This window comes from Stenotrophomonas sp. (assembly GCF_032066555.1).
Classification (GTDB): Bacteria; Pseudomonadota; Gammaproteobacteria; order Xanthomonadales; family Xanthomonadaceae; genus Stenotrophomonas.
The window spans coordinates 1-20,529 of the sequence record NZ_DAMBKV010000011.1; the positions used below are offsets into that span (position 1 = coordinate 1).

The 20,529-nt window shown below is 59.9% G+C and carries 19 protein-coding genes; 10 read left to right on the forward strand and 9 right to left on the reverse strand.

What is annotated here, in order from left to right; genetic code table 11:
• Positions 1–104 precede the first annotated feature (104 nt).
• Entirely contained in the window at positions 105–2,627 is a 2,523-nt protein-coding gene (locus RT131_RS13230; protein WP_313173275.1) for a type VI secretion system Vgr family protein, read from the reverse strand.
• Between the two features lie 343 nt (positions 2,628–2,970).
• On the opposite strand from RT131_RS13230, the gene RT131_RS13235 reads away from it, so the two are divergent.
• From RT131_RS13235 to RT131_RS13270, 8 genes are all read left to right on the forward strand, one after another.
• Positions 2,971–3,300 carry a hypothetical protein gene (locus RT131_RS13235; protein WP_313173276.1) on the forward strand — a complete coding sequence of 110 codons (330 nt, stop codon included), beginning with the start codon at positions 2,971–2,973 and terminating at the stop codon, positions 3,298–3,300.
• 123 nt (positions 3,301–3,423) lie between these two features.
• Positions 3,424–3,756, forward strand: coding sequence for a hypothetical protein (locus RT131_RS13240; protein WP_313173277.1), 333 nt, complete (start codon positions 3,424–3,426; stop codon positions 3,754–3,756).
• Between the two features lie 615 nt (positions 3,757–4,371).
• A complete protein-coding gene (locus RT131_RS13245) occupies positions 4,372–4,722 on the forward strand; it encodes a hypothetical protein (RefSeq protein WP_313173278.1) in 351 nt (116 codons plus the stop codon).
• Positions 4,723–5,714: 992 nt separating this feature from the next.
• The gene (locus RT131_RS13250; protein ID WP_313173279.1) at positions 5,715–5,855 is read left to right on the forward strand and encodes a hypothetical protein; all 141 of its coding nucleotides are present in this window, start codon (positions 5,715–5,717) and stop codon (positions 5,853–5,855) included.
• A 55-nt stretch (positions 5,856–5,910) separates the two neighbouring features.
• Positions 5,911–6,909, forward strand: a complete 999-nt coding sequence (locus tag RT131_RS13255; protein ID WP_313173280.1) for a HEAT repeat domain-containing protein — start codon at positions 5,911–5,913, stop codon at positions 6,907–6,909.
• Complete coding sequence (locus tag RT131_RS13260; RefSeq protein WP_313173281.1) at positions 6,893–7,804, forward strand: transposase; 912 nt, start codon at positions 6,893–6,895, stop codon at positions 7,802–7,804. The genes RT131_RS13255 and RT131_RS13260 overlap by 17 nt, the downstream gene beginning before the upstream one ends.
• A gap of 21 nt (positions 7,805–7,825) precedes the next feature.
• Positions 7,826–8,761 (forward strand): ATP-binding cassette domain-containing protein, encoded by a 936-nt coding sequence (locus RT131_RS13265; RefSeq protein ID WP_313173282.1) that lies wholly within the window; start codon positions 7,826–7,828, stop codon positions 8,759–8,761.
• Positions 8,751–9,974 carry an ABC transporter permease gene (locus RT131_RS13270; RefSeq protein ID WP_313173283.1) on the forward strand — a complete coding sequence of 408 codons (1,224 nt, stop codon included), beginning with the start codon at positions 8,751–8,753 and terminating at the stop codon, positions 9,972–9,974. The genes RT131_RS13265 and RT131_RS13270 overlap by 11 nt, the downstream gene beginning before the upstream one ends.
• A gap of 176 nt (positions 9,975–10,150) precedes the next feature.
• Here the strand turns inward: RT131_RS13270 and xerC are convergent, their stop codons facing one another.
• Genes xerC through RT131_RS13300 form a run of 6 tightly spaced genes read right to left on the reverse strand, consistent with a single transcriptional unit; the run spans position 10,151 to position 15,411 of the window.
• Positions 10,151–11,029: a tyrosine recombinase XerC gene (gene xerC / locus RT131_RS13275; RefSeq protein WP_313173284.1), complete on the reverse strand. Its 879-nt coding sequence runs from the start codon at positions 11,027–11,029 to the stop codon at positions 10,151–10,153.
• A 16-nt stretch (positions 11,030–11,045) separates the two neighbouring features.
• Complete coding sequence (locus tag RT131_RS13280; RefSeq protein WP_313173285.1) at positions 11,046–11,723, reverse strand: DUF484 family protein; 678 nt, start codon at positions 11,721–11,723, stop codon at positions 11,046–11,048.
• On the reverse strand, positions 11,720–12,571 hold the full coding sequence (gene dapF, locus RT131_RS13285) for a diaminopimelate epimerase (RefSeq protein WP_313173286.1): 852 nt from the start codon (positions 12,569–12,571) through the stop codon (positions 11,720–11,722). The genes RT131_RS13280 and dapF overlap by 4 nt, the downstream gene beginning before the upstream one ends.
• Positions 12,564–12,809, reverse strand: a complete 246-nt coding sequence (locus RT131_RS13290) for a lipoprotein (protein ID WP_313173287.1) — start codon at positions 12,807–12,809, stop codon at positions 12,564–12,566. The genes dapF and RT131_RS13290 overlap by 8 nt, the downstream gene beginning before the upstream one ends.
• Positions 12,810–12,861: 52 nt before the next feature.
• The gene (locus RT131_RS13295; RefSeq protein WP_313173288.1) at positions 12,862–13,284 is read right to left on the reverse strand and encodes a YbaN family protein; all 423 of its coding nucleotides are present in this window, start codon (positions 13,282–13,284) and stop codon (positions 12,862–12,864) included.
• An 18-nt stretch (positions 13,285–13,302) separates the two neighbouring features.
• Positions 13,303–15,411: a S9 family peptidase gene (locus RT131_RS13300; RefSeq protein WP_313173289.1), complete on the reverse strand. Its 2,109-nt coding sequence runs from the start codon at positions 15,409–15,411 to the stop codon at positions 13,303–13,305.
• Positions 15,412–15,514: 103 nt separating this feature from the next.
• Between RT131_RS13300 and RT131_RS13305 the strand changes: the two genes are divergently transcribed.
• Entirely contained in the window at positions 15,515–16,717 is a 1,203-nt protein-coding gene (locus tag RT131_RS13305; protein WP_313173290.1) for a pyridoxal phosphate-dependent aminotransferase, read from the forward strand.
• Positions 16,718–17,133: 416 nt separating this feature from the next.
• Here RT131_RS13305 and RT131_RS13310 read toward each other — a convergent pair whose 3' ends face one another.
• Positions 17,134–19,233: a prolyl oligopeptidase family serine peptidase gene (locus tag RT131_RS13310; protein ID WP_313173291.1), complete on the reverse strand. Its 2,100-nt coding sequence runs from the start codon at positions 19,231–19,233 to the stop codon at positions 17,134–17,136.
• Positions 19,234–19,301: 68 nt separating this feature from the next.
• A complete protein-coding gene (locus RT131_RS13315; protein WP_313173292.1) occupies positions 19,302–19,619 on the reverse strand; it encodes a hypothetical protein in 318 nt (105 codons plus the stop codon).
• Between the two features lie 136 nt (positions 19,620–19,755).
• Here RT131_RS13315 and RT131_RS13320 point away from each other — a divergent pair, with 136 nt between their 5' ends.
• Complete coding sequence (locus RT131_RS13320; RefSeq protein WP_313173293.1) at positions 19,756–20,352, forward strand: lipocalin family protein; 597 nt, start codon at positions 19,756–19,758, stop codon at positions 20,350–20,352.
• Positions 20,353–20,529 lie beyond the last annotated feature (177 nt).

The following is a 20,529-nucleotide window of genomic DNA, read 5'->3' on the forward strand; positions in this document are numbered from 1 at the left end:
GCTTCAGCCTCACGCAGGAAGCCAATGATCTGTTCTTCGGTAAAGCGCTTCTTCATGTCCAATCTCCTTGTCATTGAGAATTGGACTCCAAACCGTTGTGCTACTCAATCTTGGGGGGACGTCGCCGTCAGAACATTTGTCAAAGCATCGATAGGGAGATGCGGCAATTTGGTGGTGGTCGCGTTCCCTATCAGAAACCTATGATCCCCAGCCTTGACCTTGAACTCCCCCAAACAACTGAACGCGATATCACCGTCCTCCAGCGTGACGGAGCTACTACCCGCCTGCAGCACGATCTTGTTCTTCGCAAGTACGTCGATACGGCTGTCAGTGGCAGTGATGGTGATCGCTTGTTCCGCCAGCACTTCCAGCTCCCCATCGTGCGCCTGCAGGCTTACCGGGCCGTCGGCGGCAATCACGCGCACCGGGCCGCTTTGTGCGAACAGCGAAACTTGTCCGCCGGAGACGGTGGCGATGGTTTCGCCACTACTGGTGTGCAGGTCTTGTTGTACGGTGAGTTGCAGATTCTGACCGGCATAGGCGATTGCGCTCGCTGTCGTGGTCCATGCGATGTGATTGGGGGCTTCGACCAGCAGCATTGGCTTGGCGAAACGCTCAACCGGCTCATCGCCAGGGTTGCGGCCATCGGAGGGTTTGAACGGCGATTGCCCGTTGACCTCACCTTCGAAGCGGCCATCGGCGTTGGGATCGGCCAGCTCGCGCAGCATGCCGGTGCTCTGCCATGCCGCTAGTCCGGGCACTTGCTGTTGCTGCAACGTCTGCTGCATCTGCTCCAGGCTGTGCTCGGCGCCTTTGAGTTGGGCGACGACTTCGGTGTTGTCCATCACGGTGGATGCGGCGTGCTGTTGGGTGCTGGCTGACAGCAGCAGACCTTCGCCGGCATGCACATTGCTCCAGCCCTGCGTTGCCAGCTCGAAGCCTTCGCCGCGCAGTGCGCCGCGCGCCTTGTTCTGGTGTTGGATCAGGTAGCCAAGCTCCAGTCGGCTATCGGCCAGCGAGCTGTGCAGGCGCGTGCGCAGCTGGCCGGGCGTGTCATCGATCACCCATTGCTGGGTGCCGCTGCCGTCGTGTGCTTCGGTGTGCAGGCCACTGAGCACGCCGGGGTGCTGGGCCTGCGCATCGATACCGCCACCAAACGGCGGTTCGACTTCACCGTTGTACAGCTGGCCGGTGATGCGTGGCTGGTCGATATCGCCGTGCAGGAATTCCACCAGCACTTCGCTGCCGATGCGCGGCAGAAATGCAGTACCCCAGTTTGGTCCGGCTACCCATTCGACAACCGGCACCCAAGTGCCGCTGGTCTGATCGCCGGGCGCGTGCCCGGGCTGGTTGCTGCCGGTGTCACCCAGGCCGCCCGGATTTGGCGCACTGCCGCGCTGCCAGTTGAACTGGATGCGCACCTGATGTTCGCGATTGGGGCTGAGCGCGGCGTTGGCAACGCCAACCACCCGTGCCGCCTGTGGGCCGTGCAGGCTGGGCTTATCTTGCGGCAGCGCTCGAATTGCAACCGAAGCATCGGTGGCAAGGAACTGGTTGCGGTAGCTACCGCGCTCCAGCTCGCTGTGACCCAGCAGCTCGGCAATACCGCTTTCCAGATTGTTGACCGCCGCGTGGTGCACCACCAGCAGCTGGAAAGCCTGCGCTTCATACTGTGGATGCTGGACAAGGCTGAAGCGACTGCCAGCTGCCAATCGGCGCTCACTGCCGCTACCGCTGTACAGCACCTGCGACACCCGCACCGCATCCAGCCGTGCCTGCGCTTCACTTTGCGCCCAGCTAGATTCGGCGAAGCGGCCAACGCGTGGCTGCACATAGACCTCAAGCCCAGGCAGATCACCGGTTGTGGCGGTGGCCCGCGCTGAGACAGCTTTGATCTGCTCGCTGTGCCAGCTAGCAACCGTGCTGCTGTTGGCCACCAGCTGTTGACGTTCGGAAAATGCGCTGATGCCATCGGCGGATTCAGTTGCGACAACGCGGTGAAAGCGCACCGAACCTATTTCCGGGAGTTCCGCCTGCGGCCCAAACACTACCAACGTGTGTCCACCCTCGCCGCCTTGCGTCTGCTCGATGCGCCAAGCCAAGCCCGCCTCGGCAAGCAGGCGCGTCACGAATTCCCAGTCGGTCTCCCGGTACTGTGTGGTGATCGGCCGGCGCGGCAGCGCTTCCACATCGAAGCGATACGTGGCTTGCGGGTAATCGGCAAGTATCCGCTCGCAGATGCCACGGATATCCATGTCCTGGAAGATCACAGCATTGCGGCGCAGGCGAAGCAAGGCGGTCCAAGGTTCAAGCACCAGCTGGTAACGGGCCAAACCACCATCGCTGCCGAGCTGTGCGACTTCCGTACACAAGCCATGCCATTGCCGCAGCGAGCCGTCAGCTGCCCGCAGTTGCAAAGTCAGCGGCTGCTCGAGCCAAGGATCGATGTCCAGAAAGGCATCGGTAGAGAGGCAGTCGATCCGCAGGCGATGGTCGCCACAGACGCTCTCCTGGCCTTCAAAGCGCTCCACTACCAGGCCGTCATGCGGCCCCTGCAGTTGGATCAAACGATTGCGGTGCGACAAGGACGCCAATGAGGCGAGCAGTGCCGAGTGTCGGATATCCATATCGACTGACTCATAGCTAGGGCGAGATGCACGCGATGCCTCCAGTCATCGCGAGCGCGGACCGATTAAGCCATAGCGCATAGCTGATATGACCTTAGCACCGAATTTTTGAGAACTTTCTCGTGAAACCTGTCAGTACCGCTGTCAGCCACTTGTCTCGCTCACCGCGGGGCGCCATTGCAGACATTGGGCGCTTACGCCTGCCGCTAATGCGGAAACTGAGCAAGCGTGATTGCGTTGCCGATAACACCGCGCATCCTGCTTTCGACCAAGGGCGCTCGTTGGCGGCTGGCGTGTACAGTGACGAGCTCATCGCAGGTACTCCAACGGAAAAGGTCACGACATGAAGTCACTCCTCTCGCTGCTGCTCTTTTTCTTTGCTGCGGCCGCTTATGACCTTGCCTTGGCTAGCGACGACGCCGTGCGCAGCTGGCCCCTCAACATGCCTGCGACCAATCTGCTTCTGATAGGCGAGATCCACGGCACCAACGAGGCGCCAGCGCTGGTTGGCAACCTGGCATGCTCCAGCGCAAAGACAGGGAACAATTTGGTTGTGGCGCTGGAGATTCCAGTGCACGAGCAGGCAAGTCTCGATCAGTTCCTGATGAGCGGCGGCACGGACGCAGATCAGACTGCACTCCTAACTGGCAGGTTCGGGACGCGCCAGGCATAAGATGGACGATCCAGCACGGCTATGTTGAAACTCCTGCACCGGCTGCGAGCGCTTCGTGCTGAGGGAGCATCCGTCCGCGTGCTAGCCATTGACGATGGCATGGCAGGCGCAAGGGACCTCTACATGGCGACCCGCATCAGGGCAGCGCATAGCGAAGGAAACCACGTGATCGCGCTGCTGGGGAATGCTCATGCGAGCCGTGAGAAAGGCCGGCGCTCAATGCCAGACTATGAGCCTGCAGGCTACCTGTTGAAGGACCTTGCTCCGCACAGCGTGTACGTCGGCGGACCTGCCGGTACCGCTTGGGTGTGTGCGCCAGAATGTGGCGTTATATCGATTCCGGGCAATCGGTTTGTGGGCGGAAGAAAGAGTTATGTGTTGGCGGAGGAGTTGGTGCCGGGTTATGACGGGATCTATGCGGAGCGTACTACGGCTTCGATTCCGGCTATTGATTAAAGGCTCTGCTTCGAATCGGCAATCAAAAGGCGCACCTGACCAATGTCTCTCGATCTATCGCAAAACCCGACTCTGACCCCTATTTCCCCCACATGCCCGGCACTTGCAAGTGTCGCACCAAGCTTCAGACGGGTGCTGTCCAACGGAACATACAGTCTAATTTCCCTCGTTTGGGCCCCATCACCGACGCGTACCGGCTCACCGGCGGAACTCTCAAACGCAATCCGTCCGCTGGGTCCATCAGCCCGGCCCCAGAGGCTGGCACTGCCCACGCCTTGTTTCACCTGTAATGTGCCGGCAAGAACCACCTCGTGCCCTCGATAGCCATGCGCGTCAATCGAAGTGATGGCTCCAATAGAGCCCTCTGTACCGGTCGACTCACCGGACAAACTGACGGCCGCACCCATCGGCCCCGTAATATCCCCCGAGCCGTTGACGGATGAGTGAGGGCTGGTGCCTCGCCAAACCGTATCTGCAGCGGCCCATTCACTGAAAATTACAAGAAGAAAAAAGAGAGCTATGCGCTGCATGGCCGACATCCTTGTCGGAACGGGAAGTTCATCCTAGTTCAAACCCCGCAATGGAGTGAACCTGGAGCTATTGCTGGACACCCGTATGACGTTGCAGAAGAATTTCGCAGGTGAGCAGCCAAGACGCAGCCTTGCTCCAAGCCTTCATCGAACTCAAACCTTGACGAAGCCTACTTCAACAACGGCTCTGTCAGGCATACATGGCACTGCGACTGGAGCGGCAGGAAATCAGCGCGCAGTAGTGGAGCAACGCATATGCGTGCAACCGAAAAATGGTTATTCCTCCCAGAAAGTACTCTCCACAACTCTCCACTTCCCGTTTTTTCTTTCTCATCAGGGCGTCAACGTTCTTCCCGGAGGGTACAAGGTGAAGGCCGATAAATGCAGCATCTTCGTCGTAGTAGAGCCGCTCGACAAATACAAAGGGCTTGCGTGAATTGAAATCAGGATGTGATGAAGCAATGATACGGAGGCTTCCGTGATTACCGGGGCACGCCTTTTGATGAGAGGCAACATCCTCCCAAAGATGACAACTTCATCAGTGATCCTCACGTTCGTGTATTTGACAAACTCAGGATCACGGCCGATGGACTCCACTATGGCGGAGTACTCGGCATTGCAATCTGGGGCTTTATCGACGGCGCACCGGGAACACCCCGTCGTGAAGGCCACCAAGAACAAAAAGGGCAGAAGTGCAGCGGACGTCAGTGAAACCTGAAGCCTAAAGAATAAAATCTTCATACTTCCTCCGCGTACCAATGATTAGCGCCTATTGCAATCAACCATTCTCTGACCTCGACGTCTCTCTAATCAATCTGACCTATGCCTCCCCGCTTACCATAACACGCGAGCCCTCCCCAGCTCCCCTAAAAATTTCTGGTACTCCTATGACTGCGTGGACGCCGACCTATCCTATTTCGGCCTTTCCAAGAGTCATGTTTATGCGCAAACCGGTTTTCCGACCTGGCGTAGTCAGGCATGCGGTACACGTTGAGAAACAGCGCAGCGTCTTCCGTTAGTTCGCAGCGATGGGTCAGAACCACGATTCAACTTCGAGCAAGAGTAACCAACACTTTAGTGTAGGCATCGCCCATTCGCGCTCCAGAACCGCCTGAAATACTCGGCTCCCGAGGAACCGCAACATGAGAAATGGCGCCCCTCGAAAATTTTTGAGAGTTTGCGAAATCTCCCCGGCGCAGATAAAACAAGATCGTCACAGCTCGCCGCGCAGCACTGCCCGGTCTGTGACATCTAGGAGTATTCATTTCTCAAAGGAGCCAAAAATGGAGCAGGCAATACACTCAGGCTTACCCAGCTTGGCGTTTGAAGTGGGCATCAATGGCAGCTCGCAAATAGAGTCAACCATCGAACCGGTATCCGTTGTTGTCATGGTAATCGTGGCCGTCCTTTAAATAAATGGAGATACAAATGCCGAGCATTCGCGAGTTGCCAACACTCCCGTGCGATGTCGCCATCCATGGCAAGGCTGGCTTTGATGAAACAGCCGGTCCCGCGTGCTTCGCGCTGGGCGTCGTGGCGGGTGTATTCATCAATCGACAGATCAACTAAGTGACCGCCGACGCAGGTTTCTTTCCTGCGTCGGCACAAAGAGGCGAGCGATACGATGAAGGATCCATCCAAAGTTCTAGCCATCTGCAATGATATCGACAACCAAACAAACTTCTTCAGATTATCAAGCGAGACACTTGGCTTGGAGGGGCGATTGGATTCAATCGGCGCAACAAGCAGAATGAGGTCAATCGCAGAATCACTATCCCACGAAGAAAAAGTAGACGCTGTGCGAGAACAGCTGCGCGAAGCGGTGTCTCTAGTATCCGCAGAACGCATAGAAACATTGATCTCCGAGGAGTTGCTCCGGTTCGCCAACCATCCCCTCTATGCCACGGCGGCAAAAACAATCGACAGCGATGCGCTTACCGGAATCGTGCTTTTCGATAGCGACGAACTGCGCGTCTCATTGGTCTCCATGGGTCCAGTTGCTCACCGTATCAAGAAGGGAAATAAGAGCAAGACCCGAGTATTCGGCGTAACCATGCAAGGCACGGACTCAGCCATCAAGTTCATCAAAGGTGGCAACGCTACGCTTAACTTATGGTCGGCAACACCGTTCCACCGCGAAGACCCGCTTTGCTTCCGTGAAATGCAACGGCAACCAAATAAAAAGGTAGCAGACGGAGATATATTATTCTTGGAGGGCGGTTCGACAGGGATGTCCATTGCCTATTGCGACTCCCCTGTTCTTTTTGCCATTGCAACTCGCAACAGCCCCAGAACAGCAGTGAATGTTCATTATGGAATTGAAGGACAGCTTCATTCCTTCACTGCAGCAGATATGAAATCCTCTCGCATTCAACTCCTCGCAACGCTACTACGAGAATTGGATTGGCATCCTGGCGTAGACCCGCTTATCGATATAGCGAAGGATCACCCTGACCATTTCGTCCGCTGGCACGCCATGCGAGAAGCTATTGTCTTGGATCCAAGCGCGTCTGCTCCGCTCCTTACCCATATGAAAGATCAGGACCGCAACCCGCAAGTTCGTGAAGCCGCCGCCAAGACCGTTGCATTGATGAAGGTATATGAGAATGCCGATAAAAATTGATTGTGACGACAATACTTCGATCGAACTTGGCGACCTGGTTGAGTTCTTGTTTGAGAACAATATTCAGCCCATGGACCAGGACTCGCTGGCATCCGCGTCACCTGCGCTGAAGAAATTGTCGAACAATCGAAAATTCCTCGCAGAAATGATTTGCTCCGAACTAAAGGACTATCGCAATCTTCAGGCAGCAAATAGCTATTCCGCACAAGTTTTCATGATGTATCCACCGCAGCGGAATGGGCAGCCATTTTTTTTAAGAGCCTGTCTATGGCCAGCGATTGACGACCAAATGGTAAAGAGCAGTGGTACGGAACCATTTTTTTACCACCAGCCGCACGACCACAACTTCAATTTCCTGACCGTCGGCTACCAAGGCCCTGGCTATGAAAGTGACTACTACGAATACGACTACGAAGATTGTGATGGAGTCAACGGCGAAAAGGTTGCTCTTCGATACATCGAGAGAAGCAGTCTTTCCAGAGGGAAAATACTCCTCTATCGTGCTTTTACAGACATTCATAATCAACTGCCCCCAACCTCGTTCTCGGTTTCACTGAACATCATGGAGAACTCTATAAGAGCTTCGGTGATGGATCAGTATGCATTTGACCTAAACAGCGGAAGAATTTCAGCACTCATCAACCGCACATCTGCAGGCTCCGTATTCGGCGCGGCAGCTGCATTAGGGAACGACGAACACAAAGACATCCTCAGATTCATCGCTGCAAAGCATGAAATCGAACGCATCCGTCTCGCCGCATTCGAAGCGCTGGCCAACGCTGCGTGTGGACGGGAAGAAGCTCTGGATGTCTGGTCGGCGGTGCGCGACAGCGATTCAGCCTTCCTCAGGGGCTGGCGTCAAGTTCGTACGGCCGAGATCGAAAATTTTGTTTGAATGACGAACGGAGGCACTCAGTTGCTCCAGGTTGAATCAGTAAGAAAGCATTTCGGCGAAACCATGGCTGTTGATGATGCCTCGTTCGCCGTTGAACAGGGATCGATCGCGGCGCTCATTGGCCCCAATGGAGCTGGAAAATCCACGACATTTCGCATCATCGCTGGGCTTACTCGCAAGGACGCAGGACAGGTACTCTGGAGTGGTCAAAACATACAAATAGCGCTTGTAAAAGAACAACTAGGATTTCTGCCCGAAGAGCGTGGCCTATATCAAGATGTTGCAGTAGAGCAGCTATTGAAATACTGGGCGCGCTTGCGGGCAATTAGGACCCGTCGAATACCGGACCTACTGGAGCAGTGGCTTCACCGTCTAGACCTCCATCCGAAGAGAAATCAAAAGGTCAGATCATTATCAAAAGGAAATCAACAAAAATTGCAGCTAGCCGCATGCCTGATGCATTGCCCAAGCCTTCTAGTACTGGACGAACCATTCTCAGGACTGGACCCCATCAATCAAGATTTCATATCTGACATGCTTATTGATTGCGCTAGCGAGGGGGCAGCAGTTCTCATCTCCGCGCACCAGCTCGCGCTGGTTGAGCGTATCACCTCAAACATCACGCTCATTCAATCAGGGCGCACTTCAACTATCAGCGGTTATGAAATGAGGTGCACTGAAAATGTGGAGCCATCCATGCGCACCGTCACATTACGAGTAAAACAGGGCGCTGCCCCAAGCTTCAGCAACCTTCCGCCCCACCGCGTGACTGGACACGTGAAAAACCGACTGACAATTGAGTTCCCTGAAATAGCCCTTAGCGCCTTTACCACCGCACTCGTCGAAATTAGCCGCCACGACGCCGTCCTGGACATCGATTTCACGCGACCCAACCTCCACCAAGCTTACGTATCCGCCATCGAATCCAACCGATCCGGAGTCAAGGATGGACCGTAGAGTACTAGATGTCGCCCGTTTCGAGTTTCTCAGATTCTTTGATATCAGGGGAGAAATAGTCAGCCTTTTGATCCTCGCACTGATAGCACTTATTCGCTTCGGCGGCGACGCGATGATAGTGCTATCAGCACCTAAGGGAATAAATATCGGCATAGAGGTAGCAAACATCGACCTATTCCCCGCCTCTACATCCAAACGATTCAACTTCATCCCCACGCCTTCCAGTTCTCACGAAGATTCTCTCAGGAAAATTGAGAGAGGGGAGTTGGCGGGTCTTTTGGTAGAGCAGGAGCCTACTGTTTACCGCTTGTATACAAGCAAGAGGGTGTATTGGCAGGATGCGCTTACAGAGAGCTTCACCCCCTTCCACCTAAAGATCAACTCGAAGCGAGAAGGGGTATCAGAGCAACAGTTCAACGAGATAATCCGCCCCCTTCAATTAATCCCGCATACTACAAATGGAGCACTGGAAAAAACCAGACCCGACAGCTACATAATATCTATAAGCGTAATGATACTAACGATTATGGGCATCATTTCGGCATTCTCCTTAATAATGCAGGGAATAGCGGGAGAGAAGTTTGGAAAAATCAGCGAGATCGTACTCGCCGCTATCACGCCAGCGGTCTGGTTAGACGGAAAGATTATCGCAGCTGGCCTACATGGACTCAAGACAGTTGCCGCGTACGCAGCCTACGGCATAATCACATCAGTGCTACTTGGAGTCATCGAAGCATCCGACATTTACGCAGCGACTGGAAGCTGGGCCCATCTATCGATAGCCATAGCAAGTGGAGCACTGGGACTACTGCTCTGGAGCCTCATTTTCTCCCTTGTCTCAGCACTGCTCCCCAACTCCACATCCCCGATAAGGAACACACTGATCCTATTGCCAATGACCTGCCTTCTACTTTGCCTTGGTGGCGCGAAGGAGCCCGACAACGATTTTATCGTTGCCCTCTCATTCCTTCCGCCGACGATGCCTTTCGCAATGCCTCTCCGCGTCATTTCAGATACCGCATCCAACTGGGAAGTAACTGTCTCAGCAATCCTGGTTATCGCCTCATCCATCTGCCTTCGCCACTTCGTCATCAAAGTATTCTCCGAAGCTGTCCTAAAGGGAGAGGGAAGCGGAAAACACCCTCACAACAGGTCCAATGAAGAACATCCAACGGAATGGCAAAAAAAAGCTGAACGCCCCTGGAGGTACTAGCCGAAAGTAAATAAAGCAAATAAATAGCATGCCCTCCAAGCCCCAGAGGGGGCGAGCCGTTCATTGTAAGTTGCCCCACCTTATCAACAGCTCATTCTTCAGGGCATATAAACCTGAAAAAGCCAAGTGGTTTGTATCATCCACCTATTCATGATCCGAGGGGGCTTTCGCCGGTCTCAACTCTTCCGCTTAGCCCTAGGATGCGCAGCATCATAAACCTTGGCCAGATGCTGGAAATCCAGATGCGTATAGATCTGCGTGGTTGCAATATCCGCATGCCCCAGCAGTTCCTGCACACCACGCAGATCGCCTGAGGATTCCAGAATATGGCTGGCGAAACTGTGCCGCAGCATATGTGGGTGCACGTTCTTGAACAGACCTTGGCGTTGCGCCAGTTGCTTGATGCGGATCTGCACGGCGCGCTGACTGATGGGGCCGCCGCTGCGCCCCGGGAACACAGGCTTATCGCCGGTGCCGCCGCTTTCCTTGCGCCACTCCTGCAAAGCATTCATTGCATGCGAGCCGACTGGCACGGTGCGTTCGCGGTTGCCTTTGCCGTGCACCAGCACGATGCCGGTGGCGGTATCGAGGTCGCGCCAGCGCATGGCGCAGAGTTCGCTCAGGCGCAGGCCTGAGGAATAGAACAGTTCGAGCAGCGCGCGGTCGCGCAGGCCCAGCGGTGCGTCGGTGGGCAGTTCGACCAGTTGCACGGCTTCATCGGCATCCAGTACCTGCGGCAGTTTGCGCGGCGCCTTGGGCGCACGCAGGCCGGCGGCTGGGCTGTTGTCGATGACATTGTTCTTCAGCAGCCAGGCGTAGAAGCTGCGGCAGGCCGATAGGCGGCGCTGCAGGCTTTTTGCCGACAGGCCGCGGCGGTGCTCGCTGGCGACGAATTCGCGCAGCTGCTCGCCTTGCAGGGTTTGCGGATCTGCGACGTCATGCGCTTCGCACCATTGCGTGAGCGCGGCGAGGTCGCGCTGGTAGGCGTCCAGCGTGTGCGCCGACATGCGGCGCTCGACCTGCAGATAGGACAGGAATGCCTGGACGGCGCTCATCGCCGCATCACTCCACTCAGGCGCTGCGGAAGCGCTGCAGGCCCGTCACCAGCGATTCGCCCATCATGCGCAGGAACAGCGTGCCCATGCCGGGATAGAAGCGGTTGGGGTCGTAGCTGCCTACCGCGATCAGGCCGACGCCCGGCAGCGGCAACAGTGCAGTGGACGACACTTCGTTGACCCGTTCGCCATACAGCACGACGTTCTTTTCCTGCTGCAGGCGGCCGCAGATGGGCTCGCCGTCCTGCAGGCAGTCGTGGAACGGGGCCAGCCTGGTGTCGTCCTTGGCGATGACCTGCAGCCACGGTGCTTCGGCCAGTTCCGGCACGTCGTCGAAGGAGACGATGCGCACCAGGTCGCCGGCGAAATCTTCTTCCAGCGAGGCGGCCATCGCGCGCAGGGTGTCGGCGGCGCTGGTCTGGCGCATCAGCGCCAGGGTCAGCTGGTGGGTACGCACGGCCAGGCGCTCGTTGATCTGTGCGTTGGCGCCGAGGTCGGCCAAGCGCCGCGACAGCTCGCGGTTCTTGTCGCGTAGCACTTCCAGCTGGTAGCTGGCCAGCGAAGCGGTGGGACCGTCGTCGCGCGGCACCACCATGGTCAGTGCCAGATCGGGGAACTGCTTGAGGAAGGTCGGATGACGCCGCAGCCAGGCTGCGACTTCATGGGCACCGATTTTCTCGACTGTGTCGTTCATCCCATCCACTCTCCGTCGAATACGAATGCTGCCGGGCCCGACATCACGATCTCGGCATCGTCTGCCGGCCATTGGATACGCAGGTCGCCACCAGGCAAGGAGATCAAGGCGTCACGCTGCAGGCGGCCGCGCTGCATCAGCACTACCGCCGCCGCGCAGGCACCGCTGCCGCAGGCCAGGGTCTCGCCGACGCCGCGCTCGTAGACGCGCAGGCGGGCGTGGCCGGCATCCATTACCTGGGCGAAGCCGACATTCACCGATTCCGGGAACGAGGGGTTCTGCTGCAGCAAGGGCCCTACCCGCTCGACCGGTGCGGCGTCGACCGAGCCGACTTCCAGCACGGCATGCGGGTTGCCCATCGATACGGCGCCAAAGCGCACGTTCTCGCCCTGCAGCGAGGTCATGTATTCCTCGCGCGCGCGCGGGAAGCCGAGCAGCGGAATCTGTGCCGGCTCGAACTCGGGCTTGCCCATGGCCACGGCGTATTCGCCATTGGCCAGGCGCTGCACGGCATGGGTGCGGGTGGGACTGTCGATGATGAAATCGTCGCCCTGCGCCGCGCCGTCGCGTACCAGCCAGGCGGCCACACAACGCGCGCCGTTGCCGCATTGCTGCGAGGTGGAGCCGTCGGAGTTCCAGATGCGGTAGGACGCTACCGCGCCTTCACTGCGCGGGGCCTCGATGGTCAGGATCTGGTCGCAGCCGACGCCACGATGACGGTCGGCCAGCAGCGCTGCCTGCGCCGCATCCGGCGGCGCGCTGCCATCACGCAGGTCCAACACCACGAAATCATTGCCGGCGCCATGCATCTTGCTGAACTGCAGGCGCCCTGTTGCCGACTTACTCATTGACGCCATCACCACCGGTTGCATCGTCCAGCGCCTCGTCTGCCTTTTTGTCGGCAGCCGGGTCAACCTTGTCGGTGGCCGGATCGGCAGCGGGCTGCTCGGCCGGGATGACTTCCTGTTCCTCGATCGGCACCGGCTTCTGCGGCATCACCAAGGGGCCTTTGTTACCGCAGGCACTGAGACCCAGCAGCAGGAGGGCCGCCGGGATGAGAATCAGGAAACGGGACGTCGTGTTCATCCCCGGAGTATAGCCACTGGACCATGAAGTCCGAATGGCAGGCGCGTTCCGTTCAGCGTTCGCCGGGGGGCAAGGGGCGCAGCCACAGCCACAGGCAGACACAGGCCATGATGCTGATGGAGGTCCATTTCACCCAGGCCAGCGGCACGCACCACAGGGTGATCAGGGCGCAGGCCAGCATGGTCAGGCTGGCCATCCACTTGCCCTTGCGGCTGACCGCGCCGTGCGCCTGCCAGTCGCGGATGGCCGGGCCGAAGCGCGGGTGATCCAGCAGCCAGCGGTGCAGCCGCTCGGAGCCATGCGAGGCCGCCCATGCCGAAATCAGCACGAACACGGTGGTGGGCAGCCCCGGCACGAAGATGCCGACGATGCCCACGCCCAGGCTTACATAGGCCAGCAGCCACCACGCCCAGCGCAGGCGCGGTGGGCGCGTGCGTGGATCGGGAGGATCGCGTGGCGGTTGTGTATCAGGCATCGCTACGACCCGGCTGCATCAATCGGCCAGGCCCAGCTGCCACAGCACGAAGGCGAAGGACTCGGCCTGTTCCTTGTAACGCTGGAAGCGACCGGACTTGCCGCCGTGGCCGGCTTCCATGTTGGTGCGGAACACGATGGGCTGGCTGCCGGTGTTGACGTCACGCAGCTTGGCCACCCACTTGGCCGGCTCCCAGTACTGCACCTGCGAATCCCACAGGCCGGTGCCGACGAACAGCGACGGATAGGCCTGCGCGGTGACGTTGTCGTACGGCGAGTACTTGAGCATGTAGTCGTAGTACTGCTTCTGCTCCGGGTTGCCCCACTCGTCGTACTCGTTGGTGGTCAGCGGGATGCTGGCGTCGAGCATGGTGGTGACCACGTCGACGAACGGCACCTGCGCCACCATTACCCGGTAGTCGCCGGGGGCCTGGTTGGCCACCGCGCCCATCAGCAGGCCACCGGCGCTGCCGCCCGAAGCCGCGACGCGGTCCTTGGCGGCATAGCCCTGTGCGACCAGCGCGCGGGTCACGTCGACGAAATCGTTGAAGGTGTTCTGCTTGTGCAGCAGCTTGCCGTTCTCGTACCAGCTGCGGCCCATTTCCTCGCCGCCGCGGATATGCGCGATGGCATAGACCACGCCACGATCGAGCAGGCTGACCACGCTCTGGTTGAAGCCCGGGTCCATCGACATGCCGTAGCTGCCATAGGCGTACTGGTACAGGGCGGCGGTGCCGTCCTTCTTGAAGCCCTTCTTGTAGACCAGCGACACCGGAATGCGCGCGCCATCGCGGGCGGTCACCCAGACGCGCTCGGTTTCATACTTGCTCGGGTCATAGCCGATCACCGGCTGCTGCTTGAGCAGACGGCGCTCGCCGGTCTTGACGTTGAGTTCGTAGGTGGTGGCCGGGGTGGTCAGCGAGGTATAGGTGTAGCGCAGCCACTCGGTTTCCGGTTCGGCGTTGACCGACAGGCCCATCGAGTAGGCAGGCTCATCGGCCTTGACGAACTCGCTGCGGCCATCGGCGAACAGCAGGCGCACGCGCTCCAGCGCTTCGGCACGCTCGGCGATGGCGGTGTAGCCATCGAACAGCTCGAAGCCTTCGATCAGCACCTGCGGATCGTGCTTGACCCAATCCTTCCACTGCTTGCGGTCAGTGGCACCTTCCGGCGCAGTGACCAGCTTGAAATTGGTGGCGCCATCGGCATTGGTACGGATCACCCACTGGCCGTTGTAGTGATCGGCGTCGTATTCGACGTCGCGCTCGCGCTTGGCCAGCACGGTGAACTCGCCCGGGTTGGCGGCCGAGGTGTAACGCAGTTCGGAGGACACGGTGCTGTCCACGCCGATGGTGATGAAGCGGTCGTCGCGGGTGCGGCCGATGCCCATGTAGAAGCTGTCGTCCTTCTCCTCGTAGACCAGCACGTCGGCACTGGTCGGGGTGCCGAGCACGTGCTTCTTGACGCGCACGGTGAGCAGGGTTTCGGGGTCATTCTCGACGTAGAACAGGGTGCGGTTGTCATCGGCCCAGATCACATTGGCCGACACGCCTTCGATCACGTCATCCAGCAGCTTGCCGGTGCTCAGGTCCTTGAAGCGGATGGTGTACTGGCGGCGGCCGACGCCATCTTCGGCATAGGCCAGCAAGGTGTTGTCGCGGCTGATGTCCATGTCGCTGACGGCGTAATAGCCCTTGCCTTCGGCCAGCGTATTGAGATCCAGCAGCACCTCTTCCGGGGCCTGCATGTCACCCTTGCGGCGGGCGTGGATGGGGTAATCCTTGCCGGTCTCGTAGCGGGTGTAGTACCAGTAGCCGCGCTCGCGGTACGGCACGCTGGCATCGTCCTGCTTGATGCGGCCGACGATCTCGGCGTACAGCTTGTCCTCCAGCGGCTTGAGCGGCGCCATCAGGGCGTCGGTATAGGCGTTCTCGGCGTTGAGGTAAGCCAGCATCGCCGGCTCCTTGCGCTCATCGTCGCGCAGCCAGTAGTACACATCCTCGCGTTGCGCACCAAACGGGGCAGTCACCGTATGCGGGCGCTTCTCGACATCGGGCGGGGTGGGCTGGGACGCGGCGGCGGTATTGATCATCAGGCTTGCAACCAACAGGCAAAGAAGAGGTTTCATCGGGTTCGCTCCGGAACAGCGGTGGTGCATCCAGTGCAGCAGGCCACAGTGTGCCATGCCCGGCGCTTGCCCCGCTGCCATCAACGGCGCCTATCATGCAGCGATGAACACGCCCCACACCCCGCACGCCCCATACAGCCGCCGCAGTCAGGAGATCGCGCCCTTCCACGTCATGTCGCTGCTGGCCCGCGCCAACGCGCTGGAGCAGCAAGGGCATGACGTAATCCACCTGGAGATCGGCGAGCCGGATTTCACCACCGCCGAGCCCATCGTCCGCGCCGGCCAGGCCGCACTTGCGGCCGGCCATACGCGCTACACCGCGGCGCGCGGCCTGCCCGCCCTGCGCCAGGCCATCTCGGGCTTCTACGGCCAGCGCTACGGCCTGGACATCGACCCGGAGCGGATCCTGGTCACCCCGGGCGGCTCGGGCGCGCTGCTGCTGGCCTCCAGCCTGCTGGTGGACCCGGACAAACACTGGTTGCTGGCCGATCCCGGCTATCCCTGCAACCGGCATTTCCTGCGGCTGGTGGAAGGTGCGGCGCAGCTGGTGCCGGTGGGGCCTGAAAGTGGCTATCAGCTGACCCCTGAATCGATTGCGGCCAATTGGAATGCTGGCAGTGTTGGAGCGCTGGTAGCTTCGCCGGCCAACCCGACTGGCACCACCCTGGATGCTGGGCAGTTGGCCGGCTTGTCTTCCGCACTGAAGGAGCGTGGCGGGCATCTGGTGGTGGATGAGATCTACCACGGGCTGACCTACGGCTTTGATGCGCCCAGCGTGCTGGAAGTGGATGACGAGGCGTTCGTGCTGAACAGCTTCTCCAAGTATTTCGGCATGACCGGCTGGCGCCTGGGCTGGCTGGTGGCGCCGCCGCGCGCGGTGCCCGAGCTGGAGAAGCTTGCGCAGAACCTGTACATCAGCGCGCCGTCGATGGCGCAGCATGCGGCGCTGGCCTGTTTCGAGCCGGAGACGATTGCAGTTTTCGAGCAGCGCCGCGAGCAGTTCCGGCAGCGGCGGGATTATCTGTTGCCGGCGTTGCGGGGGCTTGGGTTCCGGATTGATGTGGAGCCGCAGGGTGCGTTCTACCTGTACTGCGACGTGAGCGCGTTTACCGATGATGCGCAGGCGTTCTGTGCACACTTCCTGGAGACCGAGCATGTGGCGTTTACGCCTGGCCTGGATTTTGGGAACTATCGGGCGAACCAGCATGTGCGGATTGCCTATACGCAGGATGTCGGGCGCTTGCAGGAGGCTGTTGAGCGGATTGGGCGGGGGTTGGAGAGCTGGTTGGCTCGGAAAGTTGGCTGAGGGCTGAGGGCTAAAAGCTAGAAGAATAAAGGCACCCCTCCCCAACCCTCCCCTTCGCCTGCGGCGAAAGGGAGGGAGCAGAAGCAAGGCATCAAACAGCAAGCAGGAGTGCTTTGGCTTTGGCTTTGGCTTTGGCTTTGGCTTTGGCTTGGGCTTGGGCTTGGGCTTTCGCCATTCCCTTCTCCCGCTTGCGGGGGAAGGTGCCCGGAGGGCGGATGGGGGGACGCTTTTGAGCTTTTGAGCTTTTGAGCTTTTGAGCTTTTGAGCTTCGGAAGCAATTGCCTCAGTTCATCATCAGTACGCCGCTCTGCCCTCACCCCAACCCCTCTCCCGCAGGCGGGAGAGGGGCTTAAGCCGAAGCAAAAACAAACGCCACCTTCCGGTGGCGTTTGTTTTGCATCACTTCAAACCAGGCATCACTTCTTGCTCAGCTGTTCCCACAGGAAGCTGTAAGCCAGTGCCGACATGTGCGCGGCCTGCGCATTGTTCGCCGCACCACCATGGCCGCCTTCGATGTTCTCGTAGTAGGTCACATCCTTGCCTGCGTCGATCATCTTGGCCGCCATCTTGCGGGCGTGGCCCGGGTGCACGCGGTCATCGCGGGTGGAGGTGGTGAACAGCACCGGCGGGTAGCTCTTGGCCGGGTCGAACAGGTGATACGGGGAGAAGGTCTTGATGAAGTCCCAATCGGCCGTATCCGGGTTGCCGTACTCGGCCATCCACGAGGCGCCGGCCAACAGGTGGCTGTAACGCTTCATGTCCAGCAGCGGAACCTGCACCACCACCGCACCGAACAGCTCCGGGTACTGGGTCAGCATATTGCCGGTCAGCAGGCCACCGTTGCTGCCGCCCTGCACGCCCAGGTGCTTGGCCGAGGTGATCTTGCGGGTGACCAGGTCCTGCGCCACCGCCGCCATGTCCTCGTACGCCTTGTGACGGTTCTGCTTCAGCGCCGCCTGGTGCCAGCGCGGGCCATACTCGCCACCGCCACGGATGTTGGCCACGACATACACGCCGCCCTTGTCCAGCCAGGCACGGCCCATGCCGCCGGAATAGCTCGGCGTCAGCGAGATTTCAAAGCCACCGTAGCCGTACAACAGGGTCGGGTTGGAGCCGTCCAGCTTCATCGCCTTGTCGTGCACCACGAAGTACGGCACGCGGGTGCCGTCCTTGCTGGTGGCGAAGTGTTGCTCGATCACCTTGTCGCTGGCATCGAAGAACGCCGGCATGGTCTTGAGCACTTCCGGCTGCTTGCCGATTTCGGCCAGCGACAGCGTGGTCGGGGTCAGGTAATCGGTGACGGTCATCCACACCGCATCGCTTTCGTCCGCATCCACCGCGCCGACACCAATGGTGCCGAATGCCGGTGCGCCGGTGAAATCGCTGCTCACCCAACCGTCCTTGCCGTGGGTCAGCACCTTCAGGCGGTTCTTGACGTCGTCCAGCACGTTCAACACGACGTGCGACTTGGTCCAGGTGGTGCCGGCCAGCGAGGTGGTGTCGGTCGGCGCGAACAGCACATCGAACTCGCGCTTGCCGGCCATGAAATCATCAAACTTCGTCGCCAGCAGCGAGCCCGCGGTGTAAGTCTTGCCACCCACGGTCCACGGCTCGCGCAGCTCCAGGGTCAGCCACTCGCGGCGGATGCCCTTCTCGGCCGAATTCGGCGCGTCCACCTTGGTCAGCTTGCCGTCGGCGCCGATCAGGAACAGCTCATTGTTGTAGAAGGCAATCGTGCGGCTGACGAAGTTGCGCTCGAAGCCCGGCGTGTCATCGTGCATCGCCGAGATGTACATGTCCTCCGGCTTGCCTTCGTACACGGTGGTTGCGGCGCTGATCGGGGTGCCGCGCTGCCAGCGCTTGACCACGCGCGGGTAGCCCGAGGTGGTCATCGAGCCGTCACCGAAATCGGTATAGACGAAGACGTTGTCCTGGTCGATCCAGCCCAGGCCGCCCTTGGCCTCCGGACGGAAGAAACCGTCCTTGATCCAGTCCTTCTTCGAAACATCGAACTCGCGGGTGACATCGGCATCGGCGCCACCGCGCGACAGCGCGATCAGGCAGCGGTTGTATTCCGGGCGCAGGCAGTTGGCGCCGTGCCATACCCAGTTCTCACCCTCGGCCTTGTTCAGCGCGTCCAGGTCCAGCACGGTTTCCCACAGCGGCTCGGCCTTGCGGTATTCGACCAGCGTGGTGCGGCGCCATACGCCACGCTCGTGCTGCTTGTCCTTCCAGAAGTTGTAGTAGTAGTCGCCGATCTTCTCCACGCCCGGGATCTTGGCGTCCGAATCCAGCACCTCACGGATGCCGGCCTCCATCGCCTTGAACTGCGGGGTCACGGCCAGGCGGCCTTCGGACTTGGCGTTCTGCTCCTTCACCCAGCCCAGCTGTTTGTCGCCGGTGACGTCTTCCAGCCAGGCGTACTTGTCCTGGGTGTCTTCAGCGGCCACGGCGGCACCGGCCAGGCTGGTGGAAAGCAGGCCTGCCACGAGGCAGGCGGAGGTGAGTCGGGACATGTTGGCTCCATGCGGTCATAGGCCGCGAACGCTAGCACAGGCCCCGCCCCTGCCCCACGTGTCGAAGGTCAGGCCGCCTGCGGCAGACGGCGCCGGGCCGGGCGACGGCCACGGGTGGCTTGCGGCCCGCGCTTACGCGGCTTGGCGTGGCGATTCCGCCAAACTGCGGGTAGGCGAAAGCGGTACAAGGCCCACCAAGCACTCAGCGGCATACCCAACAGCCACAACGGCATCCAGCCGATCCACGCGCTGTGACCACGCGCCGCCGGCCAGACCAGGACCAGCGCCAGCCCCGCCAGGGCCGCCTGTCTGACGCACCGCAACACCCGAGGATCGGGCGCTTCGGGCGTGCTACGACGGGATGACGATGCGAGCGGCTTGGTCATGACGTTCTCCGGCAACATGGCTGTGTTGGAATGCATCCTCGGCGGCCGCCATCTCACAGACTGCGACCTGCCATTGACGGGCGCATCACTGCCCGCCGAACATGCAGCCCTGACCTTCATAGGTGCCCTACCCGTAATGCGACCGATTCCCGTCTTCCTGTCCGTTTTGTTGTTGAGTCTGGCCCTGCCGCTGAGCCCGGCATACGCCCAGGAGACTGCCCCGACGGCGACGGTGGAGGGAATTGCCGAGGGGCCGATTGACCTGCAGCGCTTCATGGGCCGCTGGTATGTGATTGGCCGGGTGCCCAATTTCATCGAGCGCGGCCATGTGGCCAGCGTCAACACCTATACCTTGCGCGACGACAACAAGGTTTCGATCCAGTACCAGTTCCGTGACGGGTTTGCCGAGCCTGCAGAAGAGATCGAGATCCGCGCCAAGGTTGACGAAGACAGTGGCAACCGCCGCTGGCGCACCTGGTTCTACCGGGTGGTGCCCACCCATACCCGCATCCTGGAAGTGGCGCCGGATTACTCCTGGGCGCTGATTGGCTACCCGGGCCGCGAAATGGCCTGGATCTTCGCCCGCGAACCGGACATGGACAACGCTACCTACCGCCAGCTGGCCCTCCGCCTGCGCGACAAGTACGACGTCAACACCGACAAGCTCAAGCGCGTACCGCAGCACCCGCAACAGGTGGATAAGCTTGGCTTTGAAGTGCCGAACAAGAAGTAACAGGCAGGACGGTAGTGCCGAGCCATGCTCGGCAGGGCTTTGCCGGTAACGCCCCCAGCCGAGCATGGCTCGGCTCTACAGGTGCAGTTACAAGGCCCGGCCTGATCATGCTGTTGCAGGAGCGGTGTAAGCCGCGAAGCGCGTATTGCCGCGAACGGCGAAGAGCTTACCCCTCCC